This window comes from Pandoraea iniqua (assembly GCF_902459685.1).
Taxonomy (GTDB): Bacteria; Pseudomonadota; Gammaproteobacteria; order Burkholderiales; family Burkholderiaceae; genus Pandoraea; species Pandoraea iniqua.
Genome location: NZ_CABPSF010000004.1, coordinates 379,520 through 406,368, shown reverse-complemented (window position 1 = coordinate 406,368; position 26,849 = coordinate 379,520). Strand labels below are relative to the sequence as shown.

The following is a 26,849-nucleotide window of genomic DNA, read 5'->3' as shown; positions in this document are numbered from 1 at the left end:
ATGCGCACGGCCATCAGTTCAGCGCGGCGCTGAGCTTGCGGCGCCATGTCGCCACCGTGGCAGGATCGGCGCTGCTCAGCGCATCGAACACGGCGAGCATCGATTTGCGGCCTACGTCGTCGCCGAACGTCCGATCGCGCTGCACGATGCCCAACAGCGTTTCGAGCGCCTGTTCGTACGCATGATCGGCGAGATAGCGATTGGCAAGATCGAGCTGCGCCTGAAGATTGTCCGGCTCGGCCTGCACCCGTTGCAGCAATTGCGCGGCGGGCGGCAGGTGGCTCGCTTGCTCGGCGGCGGCCAGACGCGTTTCCAGCGCCGCGATACGCACATTGCCACCGGCGGCGGTGCGCGGCGAGATCAGCGCCAGTTCAGTGCGTGCGCCCGCAAGATCCCCCATTTCGATCAACACGTCGACCAGATCGAGACGAATCTCGTCGTGTGCGGGGTCGAGCGCCAGCGCGGCTTGCAGCGCATCGCGCGCCACTTCCGGCCGGCCTTCGGTGATGGCTTCACGCGCCACACGCCGCGCCATGTCCGCCGGGTTCGGCACGACACGTTCGATGAACGCGCGAAGCTGGCCCTCGGGCAATGCGCCGACAAACTGGTCGACAGGCTCGCCATCGACAAAAGCCACCACCGTCGGCAGGCTGCGCACGCCGTAGTCGGCACACAGCTGGGCGTTCTCATCGGCGTTGATCTTGACGAGGCGCAGACGCCCCTGCGCCTCGGCTTCGAGCTTTTCCAGCAACGGCCCGAGGGCGTTGCACGGGCCGCACCACGGCGCCCAGAAATCGGCAAGCACGGGCACTTGATGCGAGACGGCCAGCACGTCGTCGTCGAAACTGGCGAGGTTGGTGTCGATCATATGACCTATAGAGCGTGGTAAATTGCGTGAACGGTGGCCGCTAATCTGTGATGAATCCTTCATCGATTCGACATGAAGTCGACATTAACGGCCGCTTGCAGGATGCATGACTTGTTTGATGCATGAATAACGCATGGTAATCGCAAAACTGGGCATATCGGTACGGACGCGCGCGAGCGCGCCGGGTTCCCGTCCCGGCCGTCATCGCCGTCGAGCGCCACACTGAGCGCTGCGCGCCGTCGCATGAATAGCTGGGAGGCACATGCACGCAGGCCACGGCACGGCGATCTTCTTTACACAACTGCTTTTGCTGGTACTCGTCGGGCGCTTGCTCGGCGAGGTCATGCAGCGGCTGCGGCAGCCCGCCGTGATGGGCCAGTTGCTCGCAGGCGTGCTCCTTGGCCCCTCGGTCTTCGGCGCCCTGCTGCCCGCTTGGCAGCACGCCGTTTTCCCCGACAACGAAACGCAGAAGAAGATGCTCGACGCGGTATCCGAGCTCGGCGTGTTGCTGCTTCTGCTATCCACCGGGCTGGAAACCGATCTGGGGCTCGTGCGGCGCATGAAGCGCATGGCGATCTTCGCGTCCGCCGGCGGCATGATCATCCCGTTTGCCTGCGGCTTCGCCCTCGGCTGGCATCTCCCCGACAATCTGCTCCCGCACCCCGAAGCCCGGCTGGTGACGTCGCTGTTCATCGGCACGGCGCTGTCGATCTCGTCGGTGAAAGTGGTGGCCATGGTGATTCGCGAGGTCGATTATCTGCGCCGCAACATCGGCCAGATCATCCTCGCGGCAGCCATTCTCGACGACACCACCGGGTGGATCATCATCGCGGCCATCGCTGGGCTGGGCGCCAGCGGTTCGATCGATATCGGCCATCTGTCGTTCAGTCTGGGCGGCACGCTGCTGTTCATCGTGCTGTGCTTCACCGTCGGCAAGCGTGCGGTCGCGGTGGCCATTCGCTGGACCAACGACCGCTTCACCAGCGAGATGCCGGTGCTGAGCGCCATTCTGGTGATTACCTTCGTGCTGGCACTCGCCACCGACAAGCTCGGCGTGCATACCGCGCTGGGTGCGTTTATGGCGGGGGTGATGATCGGGCAATCGCCGATTCTCACCGAGCAGATCGAAGCGCAGTTGCGGGGCTTGATCGTCGCCCTCTTCGCGCCGGTGTTCTTCGGCGTGGCGGGGCTGTCGGTCGATCTGACCATTCTGTTCGACTGGCGGATGCTCGGGCTGGTGGCGGGTCTCATTCTGATTGCCAGCATCGGCAAATTCACCGGGTGCTTTCTGGGCGGGCGTCTCGGCGGGATGTCGTCTGCCGAAGCGCTCGCGCTCGCCACCGGGATGAATGCGCGCGGCTCGACCGAGATCATCGTGGCGAGCATCGGGTTGTCGCTGGGTGTGCTGAGCAAAGACCTGTTCACGATGGTCGTGATCATGGCGCTGATCACCACGCTCGTCATGCCGCCCGTGCTGCGGCGCGCGTTGGTGCGCATTCCGCTCTCAGCCGAAGAGAAGGCCCGGCTCGAGAAGGAAGCCGCCGAGGAAAAGGATTTCCTGCCGAATGTCGAGCGCATTCTCGCAGCGGTGGACCGTAGCGCCAACGGCCGCTTCGCCGCATGGATCGCAGGGCTGACGGCCGGTGTGCGCGGCACGCTGACGACCGTGCTGGCGCCCGCACCGGACGACGGCGACGATGGCGACGCTCCGCCGGACGGATCGACGAACAAGAGCGCCGAAAAGAGCATCAAAAAGAGCGCCGAAGCCACCGAATCAGCCGACGAGGAAGGTGCCGGGCGCCACGCCTATGACATTGCCCTGAGCGCCGCGATGCTTGCCATTCCCCGTGCGCCCGGGACGCCGGGTGTCGACGACAAAGCCAAGGATCGCAAGGACGCCGCCAAAGAAGAAAAACACCCGGACGACGCGGCGAAAGTCCTGCGGCGCGAAGCCGAGCGGCTGGTGCTGCGCGAGCGCACGGGCAAAGCGCCGCAGAAGACGCCCGAATTGCCGCACGGTCCGGTCGATGACGACGCCGGCGAGTCGAACGGCGCAGCCGCCGCCTCATCGTCCGACGATGATCGTCAACGCGACGCCGACGCTGCCCCCAAACATGAACCCGTCGGCGAAGCGCACGACGACAAGCGCGTCAGCGACGCAACCGAAGACGGCGAGTTCGTCGCGAGCGATCCTTCCGACGCAGCACGCGAGCAGGAAGCGAAACAAGCCGATACCAGCCACGAAGCCACGCGCATTTCAGACGAAATCGGCAAGGGCTATGGCTTCGTGATCGCCGGCTTCGACGCCCCCGGTGAAGAGTCCGACTCCGACGTGCCACCCCTGCCCCTGCCCACCGGCGTGCTGCCGCTCACGAAGGCATTCGACGGGGCAATCGCAATCGTCCTTGCCCACGGCGACCACGCACGCACGCCCGACGCGCCGCTCGATATCCTCGTGCCGGTGTCGGGCACGGACTACTCCCGTCACGCCGCCGAGCTTGCCATCACGCTCGCACGCGCCACCAATGCCCCCGTGACTGCCCTGCACGTCTCGGCACGTATGGCACCGGGGATGATGCACAAGCGCTGGCGCCCACGGTCGCTCCAGCCCGACGCGGCGGAAGCCGCCATGCTGGAGAACCTGCAAGCGCTGGCAGAACGCAATGGTGTGACGCTGCGCACGCGCCTGCTCGCCGGCGGCAAGGTCGACGAAGCGGTGCTGCATCAGATCCATCACGGCAAACACAACCTGCTCGTGCTCGGCGTGCAACCGCGCTTCGGTGACCGTCTCAACTTCGGCGCGATCTCACATCGCTTGTTGGAGGAACGCCGCTGCTCCGTGATCGTGCTGAGTGCGTAGCCGCGTCATCCACGTGATTGGCGAGCATAAAAAAGCCCGCTGCCGGGCGATCCGGCGGCGGGCTTTTTTAACTGCAAACGAACTTACTTTGCCGCAGGCTTACGTTCGGGGATCGGAATCCATTCCGTCTCGCCGGGCACGTGGCCCATTTTCTGCGCGGTCCAGTCGGCCTTGGCCTGTTCGATACGCTCGCGGCTCGACGACACGAAATTCCAGAAGATGAAGCGGTCGCCATCGAGCGGCGCGCCGCCCAACAGCATCAGACGCGCGGGTCGATCGCCCGCCACGATGCTCACATCGCTGCCCGGTGCGAGCACGCCCATGCGTTGCTCGTCGAGCGTTTCGCCGTTCACCGTAACCTCGCCTTGCACCGTGTAGATGGCGCGCTCCGCGTACTCCGGCGGCAGCACGAATGCCGCGCACGGCTCCATTTCCACCGCGAGATAGAAGATCGGCGAGAACACCTTCACCGGCGACGTCTCGCCGAAGGCTTCCCCGAGAATCAGGCGCATATGCACGCCCGGCGCAAAGATGTCGGGCAGCGACGACGCCTCGTGATGCGAGAACGACGGCTCGGTCTCCTCATCGGCTTGCGGCAATGCCACCCACGTCTGAATGCCGTGCACGTCGCCGCCACGCTCACGCACGTCTTGCGGGGTGCGCTCGGAGTGCACGATGCCGCGACCGGCCGTCATCCAGTTCACGGCCCCCGGCGTGATGCGTTGATCGCTGCCGAGGCTGTCGCGGTGATTGATTTCCCCGTCGAACAGATACGTGACCGTCGCCAGACCGATATGCGGGTGCGGGCGCACATCCATGCCCTGCCCCGGCGCAAGCGTGGCCGGCCCCATATGGTCGAAGAAGATGAACGGCCCGACCGTTTTGAACGGCAGGCTCGGCAGACTGCGCTGCACGGTGAACGCGCCGATGTCGCTCGTATGCGGCTTGAGGACGGCAAGAAAGGGACCCGTAGGACTCGTGGGACTGGAGGAACCGGTCATGACGCGAAGCTCCTGAATGGCTGTGGGGGAACGATGATCGATTGTAGAGGACATTGCGCGGCGGTTCCATGACGTATCCGTCGCGATGGTGCGCCGCAACGCTCCTATAATGCAGACATCCCGAAACGCTTTTATTGCGCGCCATTGCGGTGCGCTCAGGCTCATGAACAAAGCATTCGTCAAAGAAGACAGCGGCGACGACGATGATGATCTCGACGCCGGCGCCCCCGAAATTCCTGCGGGCACGAAAAACTACATCACCCCGGCCGGCTACCGGCGGCTCAAGGACGAACTGCTCGATCTGATCGACAATCAGCGTCCCGAAGTGGTGAAAATCGTGTCGTGGGCGGCCTCGAACGGCGACCGCTCGGAGAATGGCGACTACATCTACGGCAAGCGCCGCCTGCGCGAAATCGACCGCCGCATCCGCTTTCTCACCAAACGGCTCGACAATGCCGAGGTCGTCGACACGCGCCGGCAAGAGAACGTCGATCAGGTGTTTTTCGGCGCCGAAGTCACTTATGCCGACGGCAAGGGCGACGAGCACACCATCATGATCGTGGGTATCGACGAGGTCGATCTCGACCGGGGCCGCGTCAGTTGGATCTCGCCGATGGCGCGCGCCATCACCAAAGCCAAGGTCGGCGACACCGTGCCCCTGCGCACACCGGCCGGACTCGAACAGATCGAGATTCTGGACGTGCACTATCCGCCATCGGAATGACGGCAGCCCAAGGTCACTAAAGGGAAATCATTGAAACGCCGACGCAGCGCCAGACTGGCGTGCGTCGGCCGTCATTTCATCAGAAGGGACCGCGCTCGCGGGCAATACGCATCGCGTGATTGGCGTGCAACTCTTCCTGATGCCGTTCACTCGGGCGCTCGCGGGCCACACGCATCACGTCCGGATTCACGCGGATACGGCGCATCACGTTGGCAAGATGCACCCGATCGCTCACCTGAATCAGGAAGCGCAGCGTGGCCGACTCGTCCGGCACCACTTCATCCATGCCGATGTGCACGATGTTCGCGTCCGACGCCGTGATATCGGCCGCCACGCGCGAGAACACGCCACGGTTGTGATGCACCAGCACCTTGATGCCGACATCGAACATGCGGCCCGGCAGCGGTGCCCAGGCCACGTCGATCCAGCGCGTCGGATCTTTGCGATGGATACGGCGCGCGACCGGACAATCGGTCGTGTGGATCGCCATGCCGAGGCCGATGCCGATATACCCCATGATCGCGTCGCCCGGAATCGGGCGGCAGCAGGCAGAGAACTGCACCGACATGCCTTCCGTGCCCGTAATGAGCACCGGCGGGCCGACATTCTCGTCGCCGGTACGCGGGGCATCCGGATCGTCCGGGCTGTCGTCGTTCTCGCCTTCCTTGCCCGACGAGAGCACCGCGAGGCGCTTGGCCATGACGGCCGCCACACGGCGTCCGAGGCCGATGTCGGCGAAGATGTCCTGACGATCCTTGTTGCCGGTCCACTGCGTGAGCTTGTCCCAGATCTCCGGTGAAATCTCGCTCATGGTCAGGCCGTAGCCCTTCAATGCCTGCTCGACCAGACGCTCGCCAAGCTGCACCGACTCGGCAAAGCGCATCGTCTTGAGGTAATGCCGGATCACCGAGCGCGCCTTGCCGGTACGCACAAAGCCCAGCCACGCGGGGTTGGGCTTCGAATACGGGGCGGTAATCACTTCCACGATGTCGCCGTTCTTCAACTCGGTGCGCAGCGGCAGCAACTCGTTGTTGATCTTGACGGCCACGCACTGGTTACCCAGATCGCTGTGCACCGAATAGGCGAAATCGAGCGCCGTGGCGCCGCGCGGCAACGCCATGATGCGCGCCTTGGGCGTAAAGACGTAGACGGCGTCGGGGAACAGGTCGATCTTGACGTGTTCGAGGAATTCGGTCGAATCGCCGGTCTCGCTCTGAATATCGAGCAGCGACTGCAACCATTGATGTGCGTACTTCTGCACATCATTCATATCGGCGCCGCCGTTCTTGTACAGCCAGTGCGCCGCCACGCCCGCTTCTGCAATTTCGTGCATGTGGCGGGTGCGGATCTGAAACTCGATGGGCGTACCGAACGGGCCGACGAGGGTCGTGTGCAACGACTGGTAGCCGTTGACCTTCGGAATGGCGATGTAGTCCTTGAACTTGCCCGGCACCGGCTTATACAGCGCGTGCAGGACACCGAGCGAGAGATAGCACTGCGGATTCGATTCAACGACGATGCGGAAGCCGTAGACGTCGAGCACCTGCGAGAACGAGAGCTGCTTTTCCTGCATCTTGTTGTAGATGCTGAACAGCGTCTTCTCGCGGCCGAAGACGTCGGCACTCACGCCGCCTTCCTTGAGGGCTTTCTCGACCGCGTCGAGAATCTTGCCCACCACCTCGCGCCGGTTGCCGCGCGCGGCCTTGACGGCCTTATCGAGCACGGCGTAACGACGCGGATGGTAATTAGCGAAGCTCAGATCCTGAAGTTCGCGATAGGTATTGTTCAGGCCCAGCCGGTGGGCGATGGGCGCATAGATGTCGAGCGTTTCGCGTGCCACGCGGCGACGCTTCTCGGTCGACGTGACGCCCAGCGTGCGCATGTTGTGCAGCCGGTCGGCGAGCTTGACGAGGATGACGCGCACGTCTCGCGCCATCGCGAGCAGCATCTTGCGGAAACTCTCCGCCTGCGCTTCCTCGCGGCTGCGAAACTCCATTTTGTCGAGTTTCGACAGGCCGTCGACCAGTTCGGCGACTTTCGGACCGAAACGCTCAGCGAGTTCGGCCTTCGTCACGCCCTGATCTTCCATCACGTCGTGCAGCAGCGCAGCCATGATCGACTGTGCGTCGAGCTTCCACTCGGCACAGATCTCGGCAACGGCGACGGGATGGGTAATGTAAGGCTGTCCGCTCTGGCGATATTGGCCCAAATGGGCTTCGTCGCTGAACTGGAAGGCTTCTTTGATTTGCGCGAGTTCGCTTTCCTTGAGGTACTCCCCAAGCATGCCCTTCAGACGGGCAATCGATACGACCTCGTGCTTACGCGGCTGCTCGGGCGTCGCGGTCGGACCGAAGAGGTGCCGATACGACTGTTCGAGCAGTGCGTCGATGTACTGCCGCGTGGCGCTTTCGCCCTTTTTCTTCTTGCGCTCGGGCTTGGGCTCCCCCGCTTTGGGTTCATCCGCAGCGATGGACGTAGCCGGTGATTTCGCGTGACTCATACGTGTACCTGCATCGTCGAGCGGCCCGGAACGTCACATCGCATTAGTGCTGTCTCCCGAAAATCAGAGCGGCACTTTCTTGAGCATCTCGATGCCCACCTGACCCGCTGCGATTTCGCGCAGCGCGACGACGGTCGGCTTGTCCTTGTTGTTCTCGAGCTTCGGCGTGTGACCTTGCGCCAGTTGGCGGGCGCGGTAGGTCGCAGCGAGTGCGAGCTCGAAGCGATTCGGGATTTGTTTCAGGCAATCTTCAACGGTAATTCGGGCCATAAGGAGGTTCCTTCTCAATATAGGGCGTATTCTATCGCAGCCGGCGAACACTCGCGCAAAACGCGAATGCCAGCCAGCGCGCAGCGATACGTAAAACGGGTTATTCGTCTTCCTGCGGCGAGTGAATGCCGAGTTCGATGAACAGTGATTCGTGACGCGCGCGCTGTGACGTGAAGCCCAAACGCGTGGCCGTAACCACCGATTGCAGCTCCGCCAGCGCACGCTGAAAGTCTTCATTGATGATGATGAAGTCCGCTTCCGGCGCGTGAGCCATCTCGCCACCGGCCGCCAGCAAACGGCGCGTGATGACGTTCGGTTCATCCTGACCGCGCTTCTTCAGGCGTTCCTCAAGTGCCGCGATCGACGGCGGCAGAATGAAGATACCCACGGCGTTGATAAAGCGCTTGCGCACCTGCTGCGCGCCTTGCCAATCGATTTCCAGCAGCACGTCGTGACCGTCGCGCATCTGCTCTTCGATCCACACGCGCGACGTGCCGTAGTAGTTACCGTGCACTTCGGCGCTTTCGAGGAATTCCCCCTGCTTGCGGCGTGCGACGAAATCTTCTGCGCTCAGAAAGTGATATTGCACGCCGTCCTCTTCACCGGGACGCGGCGGGCGTGTGGTGCTCGAGATCGACAGACGGATCTCGTCGTCCTGCGCGAGCAGTGCGTTCACGAGCGTGGATTTGCCCGCGCCCGAGGGGGCGACCACCATGAACAGATTGCCGGGATATTCGGCATGCAAGGCGGTTTGCGGGATGGGCGATTGCGGGGACATGCGAGTTACTCCAGGTTCTGCACTTGCTCGCGCATCTGCTCGATGTAGAGCTTGAGCTCCATCGAGGCATCGGCAAGTTCTTTCGAGGCGGCCTTCGAGCCGAGCGTATTCGCTTCGCGATTGAGCTCCTGCATCATGAAGTCCAGCCGTTTGCCCACCAAGCCCCCCTTATCGAGGATGTGGCGGGTTTCCTTCAGGTGAGCATCGAGGCGCGTGAGTTCTTCGGCCACGTCGATGCGCACGCCATACATCGTCACTTCCTGACGAATACGATCGGCAATCTCTTCCTTGCCCGGTGCCGCAGCCCCCTCGGGAATCACGATGCCCAGCGCTTCATGCAGACGATCGACGATCTTCTGCTGATGGCGCGCGACCAGTTCCGGCACGAGCGGTTGCAGGCCCGTGAGGATCGTTTCCATGCGTTCGATACGCTCGATCAGGCTTTGCTTGAGTTGCGCGCCTTCGCGCTTGCGCACTTCGACGAGATCGCCGATGGCGGCGCGGCCTGCATCGATGACAGCTTCGCGCAAAGCTTCGGCCGTGACCGACTCTTCGCCGAGTACGCCCGGCCAGCGCAGAATTTCACCGGTGCGCATCCGTTCCGCATCGGGAAAGAGCGCGAGCACCTGTTGTTCGAGGTCGGCGAGCTGGCGCACAGCGTCGATATTCAGCGCGCCGTTCACACCGCTTTCGGGGCGTTGCACGTTGATGCGGATGTCGACCTTGCCGCGCGAGAGCTTGGCAGTCAGCCCTTCGCGCAGTGTCGGCTCGCACGCGCGCGCCTCTTCCGGCATACGGAAAGCCAGATCGAGAAAGCGCGAATTGACCGTGCGCAATTCGACCGACACGCTCGCGCCTGCGGCTCCATCGGCATGCGCAATGTCGCGCGTGACGCTGGCGTAGCCGGTCATACTATAGATATTGTTGTCTTTCATCGGGGTGACCGGTACCACGCGCCCATGACACTTTGTCAGCGGGACGGAAGCAGCAGCCGGTTTTGCATGCATGGATGAAATGGGATTATCGCATTTTCCGGCCGAAGGGCTGGCGAATCGCGTTTAGCGATACCATTCGGGTATTGCTGCATAAATTCACCCTCGCAGGACACTCACACATGACGCAAATCACCCGCCCGGACGGCCGTGCGCAAAACGCACTGCGCCCCGTGCGCATTACCCGCCAATACACCCGTTACGCCGAAGGCTCCGTGCTCATCGAATGCGGCGAAACCAAGGTCATCTGCACCGCCAGCGTCGAAGAAAAGGTGCCGGGCTTTCTGCGCGACTCCGGTCAGGGCTGGCTCACGGCCGAATACGGCATGCTGCCGCGCGCCACGCACACCCGTAGCGACCGCGAAGCCGCACGCGGCAAGCAAAGCGGGCGCACGCAGGAAATCCAGCGTCTGATCGGCCGCTCGCTGCGCGCTGTGTTCGATCTCGAGAAATTCGGCCCGCGCACCATCCAGATCGACTGCGACGTGCTTCAGGCCGACGGCGGCACGCGTTGCGCCTCGATCACCGGCGCATTTGTCGCCGCACACGACGCCGTGTCGAAACTCATCGCCGACGGCAAGCTCGAAGCATCACCCATCCGCGCCCACGTGGCAGCCGTGTCGGTCGGCATGTATCAAGGCCAACCGGTGCTCGACTTGAACTACGCCGAAGACTCGGCCTGCGACACCGACATGAACGTCATCATGACGAGCGAAGGCGGTTTCGTGGAAATTCAGGGCACGGCCGAAGGCACCCCGTTCACGCGCGAACAAAGCAACGTGCTGCTCGATCTGGCGGATGCGGGCATTCGTCAGTTGATCGACGCGCAAAAGCGCGCGCTGGGAGTGTAACGATGGCCATGCAGAAGATCGTGCTGGCGTCGAACAACCCGGGCAAATTGCGCGAGTTTGCGTCGCTGTTCGAGCCGCTTGGCATCGAACTCGTGCCGCAGGGCATGCTCGGCGTGTCGGAAGCGGAAGAGCCGCACGTGACCTTCATCGAGAACGCGCTGACCAAGGCACGTCACGCGGCGGCCGCCACCGGCCTGCCCGCGCTCGCGGACGATTCGGGGTTGTGCGTGCCGATTCTCGGCGGTGCCCCCGGCGTCTATTCGGCGCGCTACGCCGCGCGTGCGGGTCGTGAAAAGTCGGATGCCGCCAACAACAAGCATCTGATCGAACAACTCGCGCCCCACGCCGACAAACCCGGCTATCGCGATGCGTATTACTTCGCTGCGCTGGTGCTGGTGCGTCATGCCGAAGATCCGCAGCCGATCATTGCCGAAGGCCGCTGGGACGGTGAAATCGTCGACACCCCGCGTGGCGCACACGGTTTCGGATACGACCCGCACTTCCTGATTCGTTCGTTGAATCAGACCGCTTCGGAACTCGATCCTGCCGTGAAGAACGCCCACAGCCACCGCGCTCGCGCGCTGCGTGTGCTGCTCGAAAAGCTGGGCCGGGAGGCGTGAGCGGTATGACTGAATCCACGATGTCCGTACAGAACTTCCTGCGGCCCGGCAAAATCAGCTTGCCGGCCTTGCCGCCGATGTCGCTGTACGTGCACTTTCCGTGGTGCGTGCGCAAGTGCCCGTATTGCGATTTCAACTCACACGAGTGGCGTGGCGCAGGCGGCGCGCAGGCGTTTCCCGAGCAGGCGTATCTCGATGCGTTGCGTCAGGATCTGGAGCAATCGCTGCCGTTGGTGTGGGGGCGCCCGGTGCATACCGTCTTCATCGGCGGCGGCACGCCCAGCTTGCTGTCGGCCGCCGGGCTCGACCGGCTGCTGTCGGACTTGCGCGCACTGCTGCCGCTCGACGCCGATGCCGAGATCACGATGGAGGCAAACCCGGGCACCTTCGAAGCCGACAAGTTCCGCAACTTCCGGGCGAGCGGCATCAACCGTCTGTCGATCGGGATTCAGAGCTTCAACAGCGAGCATCTGAAGGCGCTGGGCCGTATTCACGACGGTGACGAAGCGCGTCATGCCATTGAAATCGCACAGGCGAACTTCGACAACTTCAATCTCGACCTGATGTTCGCGCTGCCGAACCAGACGCTCGCGCAGTGTCAGCAGGACGTGGAAACAGCGTTGTCGTTCTCGCCGCCGCATTTGTCGCTGTACCACCTGACGCTCGAACCAAATACGCAATTCCACAAGTATCCGCCGACCGTGCCCGACGACGACACTGCGGCCGACATGCAGGACTGGATTGCTGAGCGTACGGCGACCGGCGGCTTCGAGCATTACGAAGTGTCGGCTTATGCGCAGCCGCATCGGCGCGCGAAGCACAACCAGAACTACTGGGAATTCGGCGACTATCTCGGCATTGGCGCGGGCGCGCACAGCAAGATTTCGTTCCCGCACCGTGTCTTGCGCCAGATTCGGCACAAGCATCCGCAACGCTTTATGGAAGCGGCCGCTGCTGGCAGCGCCGTCCAGGAAGAGAACGAAGTCGATGCGCGCGATCTGCCGTTCGAGTTCATGCTGAACGCGTTGCGACTCACCGGCGGAGTGAAAAGCGAGTTGTTCGCCGATCGCACCGGCTTGCCGATGTCGAAGATCGCGAAGGGGCTGACGGCCGCCGTCGAAAAAGGCCTGCTCGTTGACGACCCGCAGCGCATTGCGCCGACCGAGTTGGGACAGCGATTCCTGAACGACCTGCAAGGGATGTTTTTGGACCGATCGGGTAGCTAACTGCTGCTACCGTTAGTCGAAATCGTTGTAGAAATGCCCGCCACCTCATGAGAGATGTGGCGGGCATTTTTCATAGGGCGATCACGCATTGAGGCGACGACATCGCCCTGCCCTCACCCCAACGCCGTGCCAATCTCACGCAGCGCCTTTCGAATGATCTTGCCGGTGACGGTCATCGGCAGTTCCGGCAGGAACACGACCTTGCGCGGATATTCGTGGGCGGCGAGTCGCGTCTTCACGAAATTCTGAATTTCACGAGACAGTTCGTCCGACGGATCGAAGCCCTCGCGCAGCACGACGAACGCCTTCACGATTTCCGTACGAAGTTCGTCCGGCTCGCCGATCACGGCAGCGAATTGGACCGACGGATGCCGGATCAGACAGTCTTCGATGGGCCCGGGGCCGATGCGATAGCCTGCGCTGGTGATGACGTCGTCCGAGCGGCCAGTGAACGTGATGTAGCCCTGCTCGTCGACAAAGCCTGCGTCGCCGGTGAGCAGGAAGTCGCCGCGATATTTCTCCATCGTGGCGTCGGGGTTATGCCAGTAGCCGAGGAACATGACCGGGTTCGGCCGGGCAATCGCGATATTGCCGACCGCGCCGACCGGCAGCGGCACACCGTCGTCATCGACGATGGTCACGGCATGACCGCGCACGGCACGTCCGATGGCGCCGGGCAGCGCGGGGAATTCCGACGCGCACGACGACACCACCATGTTGCATTCCGTCTGCCCGTAGAACTCGTTGATGTCGACGCCGAGGTGTTCGCGTCCCCACGCCAGCAGTTCGGGGCCGAGCGATTCGCCCCCGCTGGCGACCGAACGCAGTTGCAGCGGCCAGTGCTCGCGCGGCGACGTAACGGTGCGCAGCATCTTGAGCGCAGTCGGCGGCAGGAACGTGTTGCGCACCCCGTGCCGCGCCATCAGATCGAACGCAGCGACCGGGTCGAACTTCTCGAAGCGTCGCGAGAGCACCGGCACGCCGTGATGCAACGCGGGCAGCAGCACATCGAGCAGCCCGCCGATCCAAGCCCAGTCGGCGGGCGTCCAGATCAGATCACCTTCATGCGGAAAGCCGTTGTGCGAGGTTTCGACACCGGGCAGATGCCCCAGCAACACGCGGTGCGCGTGCAGCGCGCCCTTCGGCTTGCCGGTGGTGCCCGAGGTATAGATGATCAGCGCGGGCGCGTCTGCGCGGGTCTGCACGGGCTCGAAAGCGGCTTCACGCCGTGCGATGGCTGGCCACAGGGCAAGCAAGCCATCTTCGGCGACGCCCCAGTCTTCGTCATCCGAGACGTGGTGATGGGCTTCGGGCAGATCGTCGTGGACGACATAGACGAGTCGCAGGTCGGGCAACTCGCCGCGAATGTCGTCGATTTTGCCGATGCTGGCGAGGTCCGTCACGAGGACGGCGGCACCGGAGTTTTGCAGCCGGTAGGCGAGCGCTTCGGGGCCGAACAACGTGAAGAGCGGCACGGCGATGGCGCCGAGCTTGTAGGCGGCGACGTGGGCAACGAGCGTGGCGGGCGACTGGGGCAGGAAAATGCCGATGCGATCGCCGGCCTTGACGCCATTGGCGCGCCATTCGTTGGCGAGCCGATTGGAGAGTTCTTTTAGTACGTCGAAGGTGAGACGTACGTGCACCCCGTCGGCGCTCTCGTGAATGAGGGCGAGGCGGTTGGAGCCGTCGGCCCACTTATCGCAGACGTCGACGCCGATGTTGTAGAGCGTGGGAATCTGCCATGCGAAGGTGGCTTCGCCGGCGGCATTCGGGATGCTTGGGGAATTTCGGGTATTGATCGCGCGCTCGCCACTGGCGTCATTTGACGTCTCGCGGGCGGCGTCGCGGGAGGTGTCGGCATCCATGCGGTGTCTCCGGGTCATGTCTGGCCTCGCACGGCACGCCGGGAGCGGTCACCGTACGTCTGGAAGCATGATGCATGCCGGACGCGGACAAAACAAGGGGGAGATGGGGGAACTCTTGGATTTAAGCGGGGTGTGAGGCGATTTTGGTGTGTTTGAGGCTTCACATCGGGAGTCGAGCGGGTATAATGCGCGCTGCCGTGCGGTACCGGACTGCGTCGGAAACCCGACGCCGATTCCCCCGGACCGCACGCTTCTCGAAGCCGTCGTTCCAGACGGCATCAACAGCCACGACAGTTGGTCGTGCGCAACGCCCCGGAGGCGTGCCAGAGTGGTTTAATGGACTGGTCTTGAAAACCAGCGAAGGGGTAACCCTTCCGTGAGTTCGAATCTCACCGCCTCCGCCAGAGTTCTTTGTTTTTCCCGGTAGTAGTTGCTAACTTTTGTGGGTGATGCCCGGCAATAATTTTTTGGGTCCCCCGCAAAATTGCTCACTTGCCCTCAACTAGGCTTCACTGCGAGCAACGATGACGACCGATAGCATGCAGGCCGGACGCCACCGCTTGCCTCCGCCCCAAAGCACGCGTCGCTTTACTCAGATATTCGTTATCTCTTCATCTCCCCCGTCAGGACATCTATGGGGACTACCTGATCCAGCTTTTCGTCGTAGGTGACTACAATCATGCGCCCCAGCGGAATTGTGGATTCGAGTCTATTGCGCATAGCTTCGCCCATTGTCCCCAGATTGACGTCTCTCAGCAGATCAAGGAAGCAATCCACACAACGTTCGTACTCTGCCATCGTAATCGGCTTCTTTATGAGCAACTTCAACCTAATCCCACTTGGTGTCTCGCCAACCAGAGAAAAGTAAAGCGAGTACGACTGAACCTCTTTCACCTTGCCCTGAGTACTCATCAACTTGACATCGGGAGCATGTGAACCTGCAACTTTCTGGTACAACTTCTTGAATTGCTCCTTCACCAACAAGTAGTGGTCCTTTCCCATTTCCTGAAAAAAACCACCAAAGTAAGCAGAAGCAACAAAGCCGATCACAAGAGTGGGCATAAGCCACTCAATACCAGCCATCGGGCCAGGTGGGGCCACTGCATGGACTTGAACTTCCACTTCCGGCCACGCCGTTGCTGTGCGGAATTCCTCGAAGCTGCCACTCGGCACCGTGTTTACGTGAATAATCGCGATATGTGGAGGCATATTTTTTGATTGGTGAGCTTTGTCGCGGGAATTTTGCGAAACATCCGGCAGACGGTTTTTATGTCGCGCCGGTCTTTAGGTCGGCACAAGATAGCAGCGGCAATGGCTCGCGTCGGATTTACCGCAAGGTTCATGTCTGCGTCGCCAGCCCGGCCTCAACACCCCACTACTCCGTTGATTTTTTGTTGTCGCCAATTAACTTCAGCTCAGCCGCCAATCCTATGCGTCGGCCATGAATTCATTGGGCTGAGGAAGTGCAGGTGACGCATCAGCACATGCCTCGTAAGTAAAGTTGGAGCATCGAGCCATCCCGTTGTACGCCGAACCGGCAGCGACCCAGACATTAGGATGAGTCCCCCCCAGCGGTCACGGCAGAGGAAGTAGATTCAGGTCCGGGACCACAATCATGCCGAATATGCTTTGGTGGCGTTCGAAGCGATGACCTTGAGGACCGCGACTGAGGAGTATTCAACTTCGCATCGAGTTTTTCTCGAAGCTCTGATTCGGCTTTTAGGCTAGATGCCAATTCTGCCTTCAGGTCATCAACAACCTTATCGTCTGACCGAAGTTTCATCCCCAGATTTGAAGTGATTTCGGTGCAACTCACAAGGTTGGAGTTCAAGCTGACGCCATTTATTCCGTTCGCTGAATTAACGGCCGCCTTTAGATCGCGATGAGATTCCGGGGTCTTCGGGAGTGAAATCGCAAAGACCCAAAGTAAGATTCCGCCGCAGCTCGAAATAATCACCCCCCTCAAGAACATCTTCTCAGCCAAGTACAACCAATTTGCCTTGAGGGTGAGTGAGGGTTCGTTCAGCCGCGCAAGTTCGATAAGATGCGCAGCCCATCTGCGGCGGAAATTCGAGCCCAAAAATCCGAAGCTCTCTAAACTCTTCGAATTAATCACATAGTGAGCTGCGTTTGTACGGACTTTTACTGCATAAATCGCTGAGAGAACCAAGTATCCCAACGCGATCGCGAAAATTATCAGCACCATCAATTTTTGATACAGTGAGCCGCCGAATTTTTCTATCAAAAATGCTGGAAGTGACACGAGAATGCTTGACGAAATTCCCAGACCGGCAAGATATGTTCCCGCCTTGTCTTCAAGGTTTTTCTTACGATCGATCTCACTTTTGTAAATAGCTTCCGACGCTGAAAGATAGCATTGCAGCATATCTTGCTCTGTCGACCTCTTTCCCCGAATTGGTGTCACGGCAGGCTCCCCGGTCGTCGCCCTTCTGTCCGGCCCGTAACGGCTAAGCTCATAAGGAGGGTATAGGACCTCCCACACGCACTTGAGAAAATCTCGCAAGCTCATTGTTTGGTGCCATTGAGAAGGGTGTCACAGAGCGCAGAGCTGATGGGTACTCTAGCCGTCTTCTCGAGCCACCCCCACTCACCATTTGGGTTGATCTCCAGAAAATAAAACTGCCCGGCATGTTCGACTAAGTCGATGGCTCCAAATGTGAGCCCCGCCCGAAAGACAAACTCCCTGCACAGATGCTCGATCGACTCTGGAAGGTCGCACGCCTCGAGACTAACGTTTGCCTCCCGAGTCCTCCAGTCCAACACGGCTTCTTCGTGTTCCCCATCGGACTGACCAATCCGTACGGTGAAAACTGTGTCGCCAATCACGGTAACTCGGTAATCAATCTTCGGCCATATCGCTTGTTGAAAAATGCATGGGGCGATCGACAAGGACTTGTCGTCGTGCAAATCTTCCGCAGTGATAACGTTGGAAAATACAAAGAAGTCCTGCTCCGGCTCCTCAATAAGCGGTGCGTAGAGTGATTTCACCACTAGTCGACCACCTTCGGCCTCACAAAAGTCGCGAATCTCATCACCAATATTTGAGATCAAAGTCCTGGGGACATTAAATCCAAGCTCAGCCGCAAGTTGGAGCTGGTGCAACTTGCTCTCCATTTGACTGGATCTCGCCGGCGGGTTGACCCAACGAACGTTTGGCAGGAGTTCAAGAGATTCGAGACATGAATACCACTGGTCGCTAACAAATTTTTGAATTGCTTCGGAAGGTTTCTGTTCCTTGGGAACAAAGTCATAAGGTTTTCCCGGGCGCCGACACCAAATTGCCGTCACACGGCTCGATAAATCGACGGTTTTCGCTCCTTTACCGACTACGAGTCTCGGCCCCGGCATCCGGACCGTCACACCATCTCTGAGGAGTTCTTCCGTGTTTATGCGTATGAACTCGGCATGACGCGCCTTAAGTTCGCGAACGACGAAATCGACTGTGATGTCCCACTTATTTGAGAGAATAACGATCATCGGATTCGCCTAGCGCCACATCCGCCTGTCCTTGGCGTCTTCGCCCTTTTCGATGTCGGCTTTCTTTGTCATGGGGCCGTTCGTACCAGCTTGGTCGATTGCAAATGGGGCATTGACGTCGCCAGTCCATCGAACCATGTCTTCGGCTTCATCGTACACATATGCTGAATCGGCAGTCGCCCGACCAGGCGACATACAAGGCTTCGCAAATTTCACCAAAAACGGAACAGTTGTCATCCCACACCATTTCATTGTCATTTATGTTTGATATCGCAAATCTTTTGGCAGCCAAAAAATAAAAACAAAGGATACCTATCGATCTGCCGCCAGAGCACCATCATACCTTGTGTCTCTATTAACTTTCCTAAAACTCGAAATTCTCTTTATTTACTTTGCATCCCGATGCAATGAAACGTGAGCTTTCCTAAAACAGTCGGCTGGCGCAGAATCCACAGCGCTTAACGGCATCAGCCTGCCCTCACTTGAACAATTTTTTTCTAACCGAACGGACCTTCAATGGGAATTCTTTGAACGACCGCACTGCGGAGGATGGGACCGGCTGGATGAGATTGGCCGGGCCTAACGAAGCATGGCAACATTGTAGATTCAAAAAATCTCACAACAAATGGTCATCACATTATCCTAATCTTATCTCGCAGGCAATTCCGCAGATAGCGTTCGGTGGTCACAATAGCTTCGTAACCGATTTGCTTCTATTCTGCATACGTATTGCCGACATCGTCAGATTTGTCCGCTCCCGCTTTTCCCAGCAAGTCTCGGCATTTGTACTTTTGTGGCTTTGGCAATCACGCGGCCAGACTGGACTCCTAAACATCGTTTGAATTTACTTAAGGCCGACTCGTCGGTCAGGCTCGTTTGTCACCAGGAATTTCCACATGGATTGTGGTCTGTTGATTGTCTTGCAATCCGATCAATTTTTGCCTTGAGCCAACGAATTACCTGAATTCGACGTTTCGCGTTAGGTGTTCCCTGTTGGGTTGCAAAGCAGCCGTGCGGTACGTCACGCTCACGGATCTTAAGAATGTCGGATGGACGCCGCCCGGCCAGACATGCTAGGTCGAGCGCGTCGCGCGGTGGCTTCCGAGCGTGTTCAGATTCACGCTTAGCGAACATCCCATGATCGCAGTCCCATATACGAGGGGTTAAGGAAAACTTTATTAAGTAAAGGCCTCCGCACTCAATGGCTTCGCTTAGGCTAATGTCCGTAGCGCTACCCGCTGCTCGGCCGCGGGAGTCGGGCGGCTACGGCTCCGACTTTACAGATAGGCCAAAGCAATCCCCCTGACTTTCACAAAGGGACAGGCACTCCCAATGCGGCCACTTCCGTGAGTTCGAATCTCACCGCCTCCGCCAGAGTTTCCTTGCGTTAAGCGCCCGCCTCAAACCAACGCCCCCACCCCACCCGCCTCTTCCCTCCGGCGCAGCCGCCACCAAATCAGCACGGCGACGAACGCTTCGAGCGCCGCCACGATCCAGAGGCCGCCGTTGAAGTTGCCCGTGGCGTCCTTGACGATGCCGAGCAAATACGGCGAGCCGAACCCTGCCAGATTCGCTACCGAGTTGATGAACGCCACACCCATCGCAGCAGCGCCACCGGCAAGGTAAGCATTCGGCAATTGCCCGAACACCGGGATCGCGCCCATCGTGCCCGACACGGCCACGACTAAACACAAGAACGCCGCGACGCCGTTACTTCCTGCAAACACCCCCACCCCCGCCAAACCGCACGCACCGATGAACACCGGAATCGCGCAATGCATCCGTGCCTCGCGACGCTTGTCCGCGCTGTATCCAATCGCAATCTGGAAGATCGCCCCGAACACGTACATCACGCCAACCAACAACCCGATATGCAACGGGTTAGTCGGCCCCAACGCCCGAACGATCGTCGGCGCGAAGAACGAGAGTGTCGCGTTCGCCGCGACGATGCCGAAGTAAATCCCCGTCAGCAGCCACAGCTTCGGGCTGCGCACGGCCAGCATGAAGCTGTGCTCGCGCTTGCCAGCACTTGCGCCGTCGCGATCCAGATCCGCTTGCAGCAGTCGCTTTTCCTGCTCCGACAGCCAACTGGCCTGCTCCGGCTTATCCACCAAGAACCACACGGCCAGCATGCCCGCGAGCACCGTCGGCACGCCTTCGAGCAGGAACAGCCACTGCCATCCCGCCCAGCCGTTCACGCCATGCATCCCGTTGAGGATCGCCCCAGCCAGCGGCGCCCCCACGACCGACGACACCGCCGACGCCGAGATGAACCACGCGAACGCCTTCGCACGCCGATGCGCCGGGAACCAGAACGTGAGATAGAGCAGCACACCCGGTTGGAAACCCGCCTCGAATGCGCCAAGCAGGAAACGCATCACATAGAAATACGCCGGCGAATGCGTGAACATCATCAGCACGCAAATCGTCCCCCAGCCCAACGTAATGCGTGCCAGCGTGCGTCGCGCACCGATGCGCAGCAATAGCCAGTTGCTCGGAATCTCCAGAAAGAAGTACCCGAGGAAGAAGATGCCCGCGCCGATGCCGTACACCGTTTCGCTAAAGCCCAGATCCTGCTGCATTTGCAGCTTCGCGAAGCCGACGTTCACGCGGTCGATCCACGCCAGCATCCACAGCACGAAGATGAACGGAATGATCCGCCACATGATCTTCTTGTAGATCGGGTCGAGCATTTGCTGACTCGGATTCGCGAAGACATTGGTCGCGCCGCCAGTCGGCGACACAGGTTGTTGGTTCATGGCATCTCCTGCCGGGTTCGGCATGCTCTCGTACGTTTTATTACGCGCCATCGACGGCGCGCGTGTTTGCGTTTTTAAGTCGCTTTAAGGGGTTTCAAGCCGCTTCATCAAGACGCATGGCGTGAAGCAAGGCACGACACGCAGCAGGCACTGGCCCGATCACCGGGATAGCGAAGCGCTCGCACAACGCCTGCGCCGCCTCCCCCAACGGCCCGCCGCCGATGACCACGGCCTGCGCACCGTCTTGCGCAATGCAGGCCTGCACTGCGCTGGCGAGACTGTTCTCCAGTTGCGCCGGCACATCCCCCAGCGCCAGCGGGTCGCCCGTCGTAAATCGCGATCCGGTGAAGCTCGCGCCAAGCCCGAGCTTGCGCACGTTCGCCGCAATCGAATCGGCCAACATCGGCGTCGTAGTGGCGATACCGAAACGGCGCCCGCCCTCTGCCGCTTCACGCACGGAGGCCGTGCCGATCCCTACGACCGGCACCTCCAGACGCGCACGCAAGGCCTCCATGCCCGGATCGCCAAACGCACCGACGATCACCCCATCCGCTTGCGACGCCAGCGCCACGATCTGCGGGTCATTTACCGCGTCCGCTGCCACGGCCAGATCCCGCTCGTTGACGATCATCGGGGCACCGCGCGACACCGTCGCCCCGATCACGGTCGGTGGCGACGCCATCACACTGGCGAAATACGATCGGGCGATGTCGACCATCATTTGCGTCGTCGCCGTCGACGTATTCGGGTTGAGGAGCAGTATTTGAGTCATGAAAATCTCGGCGAGTTAGAACTAGTCAAAACAAATCAAAGCACGTCAGGAAAATCAGGATGCAGGCGACGCCTCGGCAGCAGCACGCGCGGTGGCAGGCGTCGAATCGTTCGGTGCATCGCCCGGCGCATCGGGACCATCGATCGGCTTACCGAACGTCTCCGGCGCGAAGGTCAGCGCAATCGCGAACACCGCGTACATCGCCGCCATCATCCCGAACATGCCGCCGATGCCGTATTGGTCGAACACGCGTCCGGCGACCAGCGGCATTGCCGCGCCTGCCAGCGTGCCCAACGCGAGGATGAACGCCGTGCCGAATGCGCGCACTCGCGTCGGATAAAGCTCGGGGGCGTAAATCCAGATGGACGTATTGAGCAGCAGCACACAGAACTGGAAGGCCGCGCCGAACACGAGAATCAGCGGCTGCGATTTCGACAAAAAGCCGAAACACAAACCGATGACGCACGCCGCGATGGCACCGGCCGTCAGGACACGTTTGCGCGGAAAGCGGAAACCGAAATACGACGCCGTGATCGCACCGAGCAAGCTGCCTGACTGCATCACGATGGTGAACAGAAAGCTCTTGTTGAGCGTGTAGCCCTGCGCCATGAGAATCGTCGGCATCAGCGTGAGCACCGAAATCTGCGCGCCGTACGTCATGCAAACGGCGATTCCCACAGCGACAGTGCGCCGCGCCAGCGGTCCGACAAAAACTTCACGCAAGCGCACTTTCTCGGCGCGGTGCTCACCATCCGGCGCTTCGCTCAGATAGCGCTTTTCCCCACCGGCAGACTTGCCGAGCTTGCCGGACGCGAGAATGTTGAGCACACGATTGGCTTCCTCCACCCGGCCTTTGGAGAACAAGAAGCGCGGCGTCTCCGGAATGAAGCGGCGATACAGCAGCACGAAGAATGCTGGCAGCACCAAACAACCGAACAGCCAGCGCCAGCTATCCGGCCCCGGGAAGAACGCAAACACCGCGAGACCGAACGCTGGCGCCAGCATATTGCCGAGCCCGCCACCCGCGACGTTGATCGCGCCCACGGCCACGCCACGGAAGCGCGACGAGCAGAACTCCGCCAGCATCGTGACGGCAATCGAAATCTCGCCGCCCAGACCGAAGCCGACGATGAAGCGCCCTGCGGCGAGCATGCTGTAGTTCGTCGCCAAGGCGCAGATCAATGCCCCCAGCGTGAAGAGCATCAGGTTGATGCTCAGCATGGTGCGGCGTCCGTAGCGGTCGGCGATGTAGCCGGACCCCAATCGCCCGATCGCGGCGGCCCCGAACGTCAGCGTATTGAGAAAGCCGATCTGCGCACCGGAAAGGCCCCAGTACTCGCGCAGCAACGGCCCCACGAGACCGACGGCGTTCTGCTCGAAAACGTCGAACAACACCCCGAACAGAATCAGTGCGAGGATTTTCTTGTGTGACGGCGTCACGCCAATGTCGTCGAGCGCCCGTTCGAGCTGCTGCAACCTTGGTTCCGACGAGGATACGACCACTTCTGCGCCCATCGTAAAACTCCCTGCGCCTCAATTGGCGCCTTGCGACCGATTGCCTCGCCCTCTGATGAACCTTGTTCGGTTAATATTTTTTCAGATTATTTGTTTTTGAAAATTATTTTTCATATCAGGGTTTCACCGGACGTGCGAAGCCCTTGGCGAGAGACGCCAATCGCAGAGATCTATCGGGAAAAGTTAGGAAAAGCTCGATGCCCGGGGCGCTACGGCGCGCAGCATCCCCGTGCAGAAGGCGGACTTAGATTTCGTCCAATGCGTCGTGGAAGGCTTCCACCAGACCGAGATGACGACGCCCCGGATTGCCCGCCAGCGTCATCACTTGCGTCACGATCAGATGGCACAGACCGATCACTGCCGTGTGATTGTCGAGCACGCCCGGCCCTTGCACATCGCATTGCAACGACCACTTCGCGGGCGTCTTTGCCACTACGTTACGCTCCGCTCGCTCGGTGATGTAGACGAGATTCGGGCACGCCTTGGCGAGTTGCGCAACGATGGCCGGCATCTGGCGGATACGGCGGCGCAGCGCGAAAACGATCACAACATCATCCGCGCCGATGCCTGCGAGGTGCTCGCCCAACGTCTCCCCTGCGCCCGGAATCACTTGCGCGCTCGGCACGATTTGCAGCAGTTGCCAGCGGAAATACATCGCGAGCGGATGGCTCGACCGGAAGCCTACGACCCAGACCTTGCGGGCCGCGAGAATGGCCTCGGCGATCTGCGCGATTTCGTTGGATGAGAGGCGTCGATACGTCGCGTCGATGTTGGCAAGACTCTGCTGACGTTGCGCCCCGACGAGATCGTCGGCGACGGCTTCCGTCGCGGGTGTCGTCGCGGCCATCGCCAAGGGCGAGCCCGCGCGTTGCTCCGAGCGCACATGCTTGCGGGCATCGTCGAACGACGCGTAGCCCAGACGTCGCACAAAACGCGTGACGGTGGCGTTGGACACCTGCGCCAGCGTCGCAAGCTCCGACGCCGTGTACCCCGCGAGATCGCCCGGCAGATCCAGTGCGAACTCCGCCAGACGCCGCTCCGATGGCGAGAGTTGATCCAGCTGTTCTCGAATCCTGCCGACGAAAGACTTCTTCACGTGAGGTGCCATAAGCGAGCGTGGTTGGGCGGGCAGTTTAGGGTCGGCTATTGTCGCGCGAATCCGCGCGAATTCGCCATTCGAGGGTAAACAACTAGATCGATTTCATTTTGACGCTCAATTTTGCGGCATAGACTGGATCTCATTAAGTGGAACTCGGTTCCATTTTATGGAACCTAAAACGCACATGAGCATCTTGGAAACCGCAACGGCGGTGCTGCGCCTGATGGCAGCGCGACAAGCCGAAGTCACAATGACCGATCTGGTCGAACGGCTCGACATGCCCAAGAGCACCGCCTCGCGCGTGCTCAAGCAAATGGCCGAAGAAGGGCTGCTGGTCCGAAACCCGACGACGCTGGCCTATCGCCCGTCGTTGTTGCTGCTCGAACTCTCGCATCTGGTGCGCGCGTCGACGCCGCTGATCGAGATGTGCGCCCAAGCGCTCGACGAACTGGGTCAGGAATATGGCCACACGGGCTACGTCTCGGTGCTCGACAGTCACGACGTCGTCGTGCTGCGCGTGCGTCCCGGTTCACAGGCCCTGCGCGCCATGACTAATCCGGGTCATCGTTTGGCGTCGTGGGCGACATCCACCGGCCGCTCGCTTCTCGCGCGCGAGACCGATGACCAGATCCGCGCCCGTTTCCCCGATGGCTTGCCGACCTTGCGCGAAAACGGGCAACCGATTGGCGGCCCCGCCACTCTCGACGCGCTTTTGAAAAAACTTCAGACCGTTCGCGATCTTCGCTATGCGGTGGCAGAGAACGAAGCCCTTTCCGGTGTCTGTTCAGTGGGATGCGCGGTTGCCGATCCCAACAGCGGCGAGTGTTTGTCGTTCTGTATGACGTTTCCCGCCGCGATGCTCCCCGCAGCGGAAATTCAGGCGATTGCGCAGCGCGTGGCCTCCCACGCAGAGCTGATCGGTCGCTCCGTTGGCGATCCGTTCTGGACTTCGCCCCGTTAGTTCGCTAGTCCGCTAGTCCTCTCGATCTCTCACCATGAATACGTCGTCCTCTGCCATTCCGACGCCTCCGGATGCCACGAGCACCGAGGTTCCGCCGCCGCAACATCCGTCGACTTTCTCACCCGCTAACCTGCTGTTGCTCAGCGCCTTGAGCGTGTTCGGCGCGATCATTGGTATCGAACTCCTTGTGAAGCTGGGCGTCACGCCCAATACCGCCATCATCGGCGCGCTGGTGGCAATGATCTGCGCCCGCGTGCCGTTGCGGGCCTTTGCACAATATCGCTCGATTCACGTGCAGAACCTCGCACAAAGCGCGATCTCCGCCGCCACGTTCGGTGCCGCCAACAGCCTGTTGCTGCCGATCGGCATCCCGTTCCTGATGGGCCGTGCCGACCTCGTAATGCCGATGTTCATCGGCGTCTCGCTGGCGATGCTGCTCGACGGCTACATGCTCTATCGCATGTTCGACACCAAGATTTTCCCGGCCACCGGCACATGGCCTCAGGGCGTGGCTGCGGCTGAAGCGATCAAGGCAGGCGACGTCGGCGGGCGTCAGGCGCGCGTGCTCGGTGCCGGTCTTGGCATCGGCATGCTCGGTTCTTGGTTCGGCATTCCGATGTCCGCGTTCGGCACCGCCTTCATCGGCAATATCTGGGCGCTGACCATGCTCGGCCTCGGCTTTCTGCTGCGCGGCTATTCGATGCCGCTGTTCGGTTTCGCCGTCGAGAAGGCCTACATTCCGCACGGCATGATGATTGGCGCCGGTATCGTGGCCCTGCTCCAGATCGTGCGAATGGTCTGGCGCGACCGGCCGGTGCGCAGCGCCGCCGATGTTGCGGCAGAAGTGCACGTGCCCACAGCGGCCGGCACACCGAGTATTCGCCGGTCGTTGCGTTTCGGTGGCGTGGCCTACATCGGTTTGGCGACGCTCGTCGCCTTCGGCGCGGGCCTCTATGCCGACATGTCGCCGGGCATGTTGATCCTGTTCATCGTGTATGCCGCGTTCGCCGCATTCGTGCATGAATTGATCGTCGGGATTGCCGCGATGCACTCGGGCTGGTTCCCCGCCTTTGCGGTCGCCCTCATCACGCTGCTGATCGGCATGTTGATCGGATTCCCGCCCGCGGCGCTCGTGGTGCTGTGCGGCTTTTCAGCCGCCACCGGCCCCGCCTTCGCCGACATGGGTTACGACTTGCGCGCGGGGTTCATCCTGCGCGGCCACGGCAGCAATCCGGCCTTCGAACTCGCCGGGCGCCGGCAGCAACTTATGGCCGCGATGCTCGCGTTCGTCATCGCGATTCCGGTGGTGTACTTCGCGCATTCGAGCTTCTTCGCCAACGGGCAGGTGCCGCCCGTGGCAGCGGTCTACGTGTCCACGATCAAAGCCGGCGTTGCACCGGGAGTGCTGCATTCCCTGATGCTCTGGGCCATTGCAGGCGCTGCCTTGCAGTTCATCGGCGGCCCCAAGCGCCAACTCGGCGTGCTGTTCTCCACGGGGCTGCTCATCGCCAACCCGGCCGCGGGCTGGGCCGTGCTCATCGGGATTGCCCTGCGCTTCGCAATCGAGCGCACCGCCGGCGAGCGCGTACGCAACACCATGGAAGTCTTTGCCGCCGGCATCATCGCGGGCGACGCCATCTTCAGCTTCGGCAGTTCGTTGATCCGCTCGCGCACGCATTGAAGCCGCGCG

General features: G+C 60.9%; 21 protein-coding genes and 1 tRNA gene. 8 read left to right on the top strand and 14 right to left on the bottom strand.

What is annotated here, in order from left to right:
• Positions 1 to 13: 13 nt before the first annotated feature.
• Positions 14 to 865 carry a thioredoxin gene (gene trxA / locus PIN31009_RS17505; RefSeq protein ID WP_150791153.1) on the bottom strand — a complete coding sequence of 284 codons (852 nt, stop codon included), beginning with the start codon at positions 863 to 865 and terminating at the stop codon, positions 14 to 16.
• Between the two features lie 265 nt (positions 866 to 1,130).
• Between trxA and PIN31009_RS17500 the strand changes: the two genes are divergently transcribed.
• Positions 1,131 to 3,728 (top strand): cation:proton antiporter domain-containing protein, encoded by a 2,598-nt coding sequence (locus tag PIN31009_RS17500; protein ID WP_150791124.1) that lies wholly within the window; start codon positions 1,131 to 1,133, stop codon positions 3,726 to 3,728.
• A gap of 83 nt (positions 3,729 to 3,811) precedes the next feature.
• On the opposite strand, the gene PIN31009_RS17495 is transcribed toward PIN31009_RS17500, so the two are convergent.
• On the bottom strand, positions 3,812 to 4,729 hold the full coding sequence (locus PIN31009_RS17495) for a pirin family protein (protein ID WP_150791123.1): 918 nt from the start codon (positions 4,727 to 4,729) through the stop codon (positions 3,812 to 3,814).
• A 163-nt stretch (positions 4,730 to 4,892) separates the two neighbouring features.
• On the opposite strand from PIN31009_RS17495, the gene greB reads away from it, so the two are divergent.
• A complete protein-coding gene (greB, locus tag PIN31009_RS17490) occupies positions 4,893 to 5,453 on the top strand; it encodes a transcription elongation factor GreB (protein ID WP_058378107.1) in 561 nt (186 codons plus the stop codon).
• Positions 5,454 to 5,532: 79 nt separating this feature from the next.
• Here greB and PIN31009_RS17485 read toward each other — a convergent pair whose 3' ends face one another.
• From PIN31009_RS17485 to PIN31009_RS17470, 4 genes are all read right to left on the bottom strand, one after another.
• Positions 5,533 to 7,953, bottom strand: coding sequence for a RelA/SpoT family protein (locus tag PIN31009_RS17485; RefSeq protein WP_150684556.1), 2,421 nt, complete (start codon positions 7,951 to 7,953; stop codon positions 5,533 to 5,535).
• A gap of 63 nt (positions 7,954 to 8,016) precedes the next feature.
• Complete coding sequence (gene rpoZ / locus PIN31009_RS17480; protein ID WP_039397582.1) at positions 8,017 to 8,223, bottom strand: DNA-directed RNA polymerase subunit omega; 207 nt, start codon at positions 8,221 to 8,223, stop codon at positions 8,017 to 8,019.
• Between the two features lie 100 nt (positions 8,224 to 8,323).
• A complete protein-coding gene (gmk, locus tag PIN31009_RS17475) occupies positions 8,324 to 9,001 on the bottom strand; it encodes a guanylate kinase (RefSeq protein WP_058378105.1) in 678 nt (225 codons plus the stop codon).
• Between the two features lie 5 nt (positions 9,002 to 9,006).
• Complete coding sequence (locus PIN31009_RS17470) at positions 9,007 to 9,936, bottom strand: YicC/YloC family endoribonuclease (RefSeq protein ID WP_174996097.1); 930 nt, start codon at positions 9,934 to 9,936, stop codon at positions 9,007 to 9,009.
• A gap of 179 nt (positions 9,937 to 10,115) precedes the next feature.
• Between PIN31009_RS17470 and rph the strand changes: the two genes are divergently transcribed.
• Genes rph through hemW form a run of 3 tightly spaced genes read left to right on the top strand, consistent with a single transcriptional unit; the run spans position 10,116 to position 12,690 of the window.
• A complete protein-coding gene (gene rph, locus PIN31009_RS17465; protein WP_058378103.1) occupies positions 10,116 to 10,844 on the top strand; it encodes a ribonuclease PH in 729 nt (242 codons plus the stop codon).
• 2 nt (positions 10,845 to 10,846) lie between these two features.
• The gene (rdgB, locus tag PIN31009_RS17460) at positions 10,847 to 11,464 is read left to right on the top strand and encodes an RdgB/HAM1 family non-canonical purine NTP pyrophosphatase (RefSeq protein ID WP_058378102.1); all 618 of its coding nucleotides are present in this window, start codon (positions 10,847 to 10,849) and stop codon (positions 11,462 to 11,464) included.
• Positions 11,465 to 11,469: 5 nt separating this feature from the next.
• Positions 11,470 to 12,690, top strand: coding sequence for a radical SAM family heme chaperone HemW (gene hemW / locus PIN31009_RS17455; RefSeq protein WP_150791122.1), 1,221 nt, complete (start codon positions 11,470 to 11,472; stop codon positions 12,688 to 12,690).
• Between the two features lie 113 nt (positions 12,691 to 12,803).
• Here the strand turns inward: hemW and PIN31009_RS17450 are convergent, their stop codons facing one another.
• Positions 12,804 to 14,555 (bottom strand): acyl-CoA synthetase, encoded by a 1,752-nt coding sequence (locus PIN31009_RS17450; RefSeq protein WP_150791121.1) that lies wholly within the window; start codon positions 14,553 to 14,555, stop codon positions 12,804 to 12,806.
• A 314-nt stretch (positions 14,556 to 14,869) separates the two neighbouring features.
• On the opposite strand from PIN31009_RS17450, the gene PIN31009_RS17445 reads away from it, so the two are divergent.
• Positions 14,870 to 14,959: transfer RNA gene (locus PIN31009_RS17445), tRNA-Ser, on the top strand.
• A gap of 199 nt (positions 14,960 to 15,158) precedes the next feature.
• Here PIN31009_RS17445 and PIN31009_RS17440 read toward each other — a convergent pair.
• The 7 genes from PIN31009_RS17440 to PIN31009_RS17410 all read right to left on the bottom strand — a co-directional run bounded on the left by PIN31009_RS17440 (position 15,159) and on the right by PIN31009_RS17410 (position 24,195).
• Positions 15,159 to 15,764: a hypothetical protein gene (locus PIN31009_RS17440; protein WP_150791120.1), complete on the bottom strand. Its 606-nt coding sequence runs from the start codon at positions 15,762 to 15,764 to the stop codon at positions 15,159 to 15,161.
• Between the two features lie 343 nt (positions 15,765 to 16,107).
• The gene (locus PIN31009_RS17435; RefSeq protein WP_150791119.1) at positions 16,108 to 16,941 is read right to left on the bottom strand and encodes a hypothetical protein; all 834 of its coding nucleotides are present in this window, start codon (positions 16,939 to 16,941) and stop codon (positions 16,108 to 16,110) included.
• 140 nt (positions 16,942 to 17,081) lie between these two features.
• A complete protein-coding gene (locus tag PIN31009_RS17430) occupies positions 17,082 to 18,053 on the bottom strand; it encodes an MvdC/MvdD family ATP grasp protein (RefSeq protein WP_150791118.1) in 972 nt (323 codons plus the stop codon).
• Between the two features lie 1,400 nt (positions 18,054 to 19,453).
• On the bottom strand, positions 19,454 to 20,812 hold the full coding sequence (locus PIN31009_RS17425) for an MFS transporter (protein ID WP_150791117.1): 1,359 nt from the start codon (positions 20,810 to 20,812) through the stop codon (positions 19,454 to 19,456).
• Between the two features lie 94 nt (positions 20,813 to 20,906).
• Positions 20,907 to 21,584, bottom strand: coding sequence for an aspartate/glutamate racemase family protein (locus PIN31009_RS17420; protein ID WP_150791116.1), 678 nt, complete (start codon positions 21,582 to 21,584; stop codon positions 20,907 to 20,909).
• Positions 21,585 to 21,638: 54 nt separating this feature from the next.
• Positions 21,639 to 23,099 carry an MFS transporter gene (locus PIN31009_RS17415; RefSeq protein ID WP_150791115.1) on the bottom strand — a complete coding sequence of 487 codons (1,461 nt, stop codon included), beginning with the start codon at positions 23,097 to 23,099 and terminating at the stop codon, positions 21,639 to 21,641.
• A gap of 244 nt (positions 23,100 to 23,343) precedes the next feature.
• Positions 23,344 to 24,195 carry a MurR/RpiR family transcriptional regulator gene (locus tag PIN31009_RS17410; protein WP_246185727.1) on the bottom strand — a complete coding sequence of 284 codons (852 nt, stop codon included), beginning with the start codon at positions 24,193 to 24,195 and terminating at the stop codon, positions 23,344 to 23,346.
• A gap of 187 nt (positions 24,196 to 24,382) precedes the next feature.
• On the opposite strand from PIN31009_RS17410, the gene PIN31009_RS17405 reads away from it, so the two are divergent.
• Entirely contained in the window at positions 24,383 to 25,159 is a 777-nt protein-coding gene (locus PIN31009_RS17405; protein WP_174997246.1) for an IclR family transcriptional regulator, read from the top strand.
• Between the two features lie 34 nt (positions 25,160 to 25,193).
• Complete coding sequence (locus PIN31009_RS17400) at positions 25,194 to 26,840, top strand: OPT/YSL family transporter (RefSeq protein ID WP_150791112.1); 1,647 nt, start codon at positions 25,194 to 25,196, stop codon at positions 26,838 to 26,840.
• The last annotated feature ends 9 nt before the right edge of the window (positions 26,841 to 26,849 follow it).